This is a genomic window from Phytobacter massiliensis JC163 (assembly GCF_000321045.1).
Classification (GTDB): Bacteria; Pseudomonadota; Gammaproteobacteria; order Enterobacterales; family Enterobacteriaceae; genus Phytobacter_A; species Phytobacter_A massiliensis.
Window position 1 is genome coordinate 291,482 of record NZ_HE578948.1, and the last position, 5,353, is coordinate 296,834.

The 5,353-nt window shown below is 57.0% G+C and carries 3 protein-coding genes; all 3 read left to right on the forward strand.

What is annotated here, in order from left to right:
* Positions 1-116 precede the first annotated feature (116 nt).
* The 3 genes from hmsP to ENTHG_RS18775 all read left to right on the forward strand — a co-directional run bounded on the left by hmsP (position 117) and on the right by ENTHG_RS18775 (position 5,279).
* Positions 117-2,123 carry a biofilm formation regulator HmsP gene (gene hmsP, locus ENTHG_RS18765; RefSeq protein ID WP_044183327.1) on the forward strand — a complete coding sequence of 669 codons (2,007 nt, stop codon included), beginning with the start codon at positions 117-119 and terminating at the stop codon, positions 2,121-2,123.
* A gap of 157 nt (positions 2,124-2,280) precedes the next feature.
* Positions 2,281-3,567: a dicarboxylate/amino acid:cation symporter gene (locus ENTHG_RS18770; RefSeq protein ID WP_044183329.1), complete on the forward strand. Its 1,287-nt coding sequence runs from the start codon at positions 2,281-2,283 to the stop codon at positions 3,565-3,567.
* Positions 3,568-3,785: 218 nt separating this feature from the next.
* Positions 3,786-5,279 carry a M16 family metallopeptidase gene (locus tag ENTHG_RS18775; protein WP_044183332.1) on the forward strand — a complete coding sequence of 498 codons (1,494 nt, stop codon included), beginning with the start codon at positions 3,786-3,788 and terminating at the stop codon, positions 5,277-5,279.
* Positions 5,280-5,353 lie beyond the last annotated feature (74 nt).

Sequence of the window (5,353 nt, forward strand, 5' to 3'; positions counted from 1 at the left end):
GACGTTCCCGCAACTTCGCCCACAACCTCTTTATCTCAAACAGCCCTGATAGAGTATACTCTGGCGTCGAAGCCCTGGTTTGTTACCCTGCGCTTGTGGACCTCTGGAGAGTGATTTTGCGTGTCAGCCGTTCATTAACGATTAAACAGATGGCTACGGTATTTATCGTGGCGATGGTGTTTATTTTTATTTTTTGCGTCACGTTGCTGTTTCATTTCGTGCAGCAGAATCGCTACAACACGGCTACGCAGCTGGAAAGCATTGCCCGTTCCATACGCGAGCCGTTATCCAACGCTATCCTGAAAGCTGACATCCCGGAAGCCGAAGCCATTATTAAGCAGATTAAGCCCGCTGGCGTGGTCAGCCGGGCGGATGTGGTGCTGCCTAACCAGTTTCAGGCGCTGCGGGTGCGGTTTATTCCCGAACGCTCCGTGCCGATGATGGTCGCCCGCGTATTTGAGCTGCCTATTCAAATCTCGCTGCCCATTTACTCTCTACAGCGGCCAGCCAACCCGCAGCCGCTGGCTTATCTGGTGTTAGAGGCGGACTCGTATCGGGTCTACAAGTTCGTGATGAGCACCCTTTCAACATTAGTAACCGCTTACTTACTTCTGACGCTGATCATTACCGTCGCCATTACCTGGTGCATTAACCGGCTGATTGTTCATCCGCTGCGTAAAATCGCCCGCGAGCTTAACGATCTGCCTTTGCAGGACCAGATGGGGCACCAGCTGGCGCTGCCTCGCCACCATCACGACGATGAGATAGGCAGCCTGGTGCGCAGCTACAACCGCAATCAGCAAAACCTGCTGCGCCAGCACGATGAGCTGAACAGCCAGACAACGCTCTTCCCCGTTTCTGAACTGCCGAATAAGGCCTTTTTGATGGCGCTGCTGGAGCAGGTGGTCGCGCAGCAGAAAACCACCGCGCTGCTGTTTATCGCCTGCGAAACCTTGCAGGACACCGCAGGCGTACTGAAAGAGTCCCAGCGGGAGGTGCTGCTGCTGACGCTGGTGGAAAAGCTGCGCTCGGTACTCGCGCCGCGCATGGTCTTAGCCCAGGTCAGCGCCTATGACTTCGCCATTATCGCCCACGGCGTGAAAGAGCCGTGGCACGCTATCACGCTGGGTCAGCAAGTACTTACCGTCATCAACGAGCGGGTGCCGATGCAGGGTATCCAGCTGCGCCCCAGCGCCAGCATCGGCGTGGCGATGTTCTATGGCGAACTGAACGCGGAGCAGCTCTATCGTCGGGCCGTATCCGCCGCCTTTACGGCGCGTCGCAAAGGTAAAAACCAGATCCAGTTCTTTGACCCGCAGCAGATGGAGGAGGCGCAAAAACGCCTTACCGAAGAGAGCGATATCCTTACCGCCCTTGACCAGAATAAGTTTGCTATCTGGCTACAGCCGCAGGTGGACCTGGCGACCGGCAAGGTGGTTAGCGCCGAGGCGCTGCTGCGCATGGCGCAGCCGGACGGCAGCTGGGACTTGCCGGAAGGGCTTATCGAGCGAATAGAGTCCTGCGGGCTGATGGTCACGGTGGGCTACTGGGTGCTGGAGGAGTCCTGCCGCCTGCTGGCGGCCTGGCAGGCGCGCGGCGTACTCTTGCCGCTTTCCGTCAATCTCTCGGCGCTACAGCTGCTGCATCACAATATGGTGCCGGATTTACTGGAGCTGCTTAATCGCTACCGGATTCAGCCAGACACGCTGATTCTGGAGGTGACCGAGAGCCGCCGTATCGACGACCCGCACGCGGCGGTGGCCATTTTGCGCCCGCTGCGTAACGCGGGAATACGCATTGCGCTGGATGATTTCGGCATGGGCTATGCCGGGCTGCGCCAGCTACAGCATATGAAATCGCTGCCGGCGGACGTGCTCAAAATCGATAAAATCTTCGTCGAAGGGTTGCCGGATGACAGCAGCATGGTGACGTCCATTATCCACCTTGCCCGCAGCCTGGGTTTAAAGATTATTGCCGAAGGGGTCGAGACTGAGGCCCAGCGTGACTGGCTGGCGCAGGCGGGCGTGGAGATGGCGCAGGGCTTCTTATTCGACCGCGCGCTGACCCCGGACGCTTTTGAAACACGCTATCTGGCCCACTCAGACAATGCTGAAAATGGTTGAAAAGGGGCTGGCTTGCGCGAGTCAGCTCTAATTTCTTAACAAGATTGTTTCAAAGTTGATGTAAGTTCATTTCTGTCATGTTTCACGGGTGTTATTTTTAATCCGCAGGCGCGAGAAAACCCTACAAAGCCTGTGGTTTAAACCTCAAGGACACCCTATGAAAACCTCTCTGTTCAAAAGTCTTTACTTCCAGGTACTGACGGCCATCGCAGTTGGTATTCTTCTTGGTCATTTCTACCCGGAGCTGGGCACACAGATGAAGCCGCTCGGCGACGCCTTCGTTAAGCTCATTAAAATGATCATCGCGCCGGTTATCTTCTGTACGGTGGTCACCGGCATTGCCGGTATGGAGAGTATGAAGGCGGTGGGCCGCACCGGTGCGGTGGCGCTGCTCTATTTTGAAGTCGTCAGCACCCTGGCGCTGATTATCGGCCTGGTGATTGTCAACGTGGTGCAGCCGGGGGCCGGGATGAACGTGGACCCGGCGACGCTGGATGCCAAAGCCGTCGCGGTGTATGCCGAGCAGGCTAAAGAGCAGGGAATCGTTGCCTTCCTGATGGATGTCATCCCCGGCAGCGTTATCGGCGCTTTCGCCAGCGGCAATATTTTGCAGGTGCTGCTGTTTGCCGTGCTGTTTGGCTTCGCGCTCCATCGACTGGGCAGCAAAGGCCAGCTTATCTTCAACGTTATCGAAAGCTTTTCGCAGGTGATCTTCGGCATTATTAACTTCATCATGCGTCTGGCGCCGATTGGCGCATTCGGCGCGATGGCCTTTACCATCGGCAAATATGGCGTGGGCACGCTGGTACAGCTGGGGCAGTTAATTCTCTGCTTCTACCTCACCTGTATTCTGTTTGTGGTGGTGGTGCTGGGTTCTATCGCCAGGGCGACCGGCTTCAACATCTTCAAATTCATCAAATACATTCGGGAAGAGCTGCTGATTGTGCTTGGCACCTCCTCGTCTGAGTCGGCCCTGCCGAGAATGCTGGAAAAAATGGAGCGTCTGGGCTGCCGCAAATCAGTGGTGGGGCTGGTTATTCCCACCGGCTACTCGTTTAACCTCGACGGCACTTCTATTTACCTGACGATGGCGGCGGTGTTTATCGCCCAGGCGACCAACAGCCATATGGATATCTTCCATCAGATTACGCTGCTGGTGGTGCTGCTGCTCTCTTCGAAAGGGGCGGCAGGGGTAACCGGCAGCGGGTTTATCGTGCTGGCGGCGACCATCTCTGCGGTAGGGCATCTCCCGGTGGCGGGGCTGGCGTTAATCCTCGGCATCGACCGCTTTATGTCGGAGGCCCGCGCGCTTACTAACCTCGTCGGCAACGGCGTGGCGACGGTGGTGGTCGCAAAATGGGTGAAAGAACTCGATCAGAAAAAGCTGGTTGATACGTTAAATAATCGCGAAACACGGGGTAAAACCGGCGAAATATCCTCCTGATCTGGTAGTAAAAGCCCGTAGCCCTTGTCGGGCTGCGGGCGCCTGAGCATAATTGACCCCTGTCCGTCACAATTCGAAACGAATTCATCGGGATTTTTCGCTGCTATGAAGGGACCTTTTTTCATTCGCGAGGTCTAACAGCGAAGTGTTACGGTAACTTTTGGCTCCCCTCCTGTCGGAGCTGACTTTTTAACCAGGAACGTTGATCAGGGGTTCTCATGCAGGGCACAAAAATTAGATTATTAACAGGCGGTTTGCTGATGCTGGCGGCTGTCGGTTATGTGCAGGCAGACGCGCTCCAGCCCGACCCGGCCTGGCAACAGGGAACGCTGGCGAATGGCTTCCAGTGGCAAGTTTTAGCGACGCCGCAGCGTCCCAGCGATCGCATTGAAATTCGCCTGTCTATTGATACCGGTTCGCTCACCGAAAGCACGCAACAGAGCGGCTTTAGCCATTTTATTCCCCGTATCGCGCTGACCCACAGCGGCAGTTTGCAGCCTACCCAGGCGCGCTCGCTGTGGCAGCAGGGCATCGACCCGAAGCGTCCGCTGCCCCCCGCGCTGGTCTCATATGAATACACGCTGTTCAACCTGAGCCTGCCGAATAACCGCAACGATTTATTGAAAGAGGCGCTGGTCTGGCTATCGGACAGCGCCGGGAAACTCACCATTACGCCGGAGACGGTGAACCACGCCCTTGCCAGCGAAGACAGGGTTGCCACCTGGCCTGCCAATACCAAAGAGAGCTGGTGGCGCTATCGTCTGAAAGGCTCGTCGCTGTTAGGGCACGATCCGGCGGACACGCTTAAGCAACCGCTGGATATTCAGCAGCTGAAATCCTTTTACCAGAAGTGGTACACCCCGGATGCGATGACCCTTATCGTGGTCGGCAACGTGGACAGCCGCTCGGTTGCCGAACAGATAAACAAAGTGTTTGGCGACCTGAAAGGCAAGCGTGAAACCCCCGCGCCGGTGCCGACGCTTTCGCCGCTGCCGCGCCAGCCGGTAAGCATTATGACCGATACGGTACGCCAGGATCGCCTGTCGATTATGTGGGACAGCGCCTGGCAGCCGATTCGTGAATCGGCCGCATTGCAGCGCTACTGGCGCGCCGATCTCGCCCGTGAGGCGCTGTTCTGGCATATCCAGCAGTATCTGGCGAAAACCAATGCTAAAGATATTGGCCTGGGCTTCGAGTGCCGGGTGCTGTTCCAGCGCGCCCAGTGTGCGATTAACGTGGATTCGCCCACCGACAAACTGAACAGCAATTTAGGGATTGTCGCGCGTGAGCTGGCGAAAGTGCGCGATAACGGCCTGCCGGAAGAGGAGTTCAACGCGCTGGTGGCGCAAAAGAACCTTGAATTGCAGAAGCTGTTCGCCACCTACGCCCGTACCGATACCGATATCCTGATCAGCCAGCGGATGCGCTCGCTGCAAAACCAGGTGGTGGACATCGCCCCTGAGCAGTATCAGCGCCTGCGCCAGAGCTTCCTCAACGGGCTGACCAAAGAGATGCTCAATCAGGATTTGCGCCAGCAGCTGTCGCAGGATATGGCGCTGGTACTGCTGCAGCCGAAAGGTGAGCCGGAGTACAACATGAAGGAGCTGCAGGCGAACTGGGAAACGCTGATGTCCACCGGGGAACAGAGCGCCGCGCCAGCGAGCGTCGAGGAGTCCCACCAGGACGTGTCGGATATTCCGCCGCAGCAGTAGAGAGGTAATACCCTCACCCCGACCCTCTCCCTGGAAAGGAGAGGGAGAAAACCGCAGTTCCAGCCCGCACGATC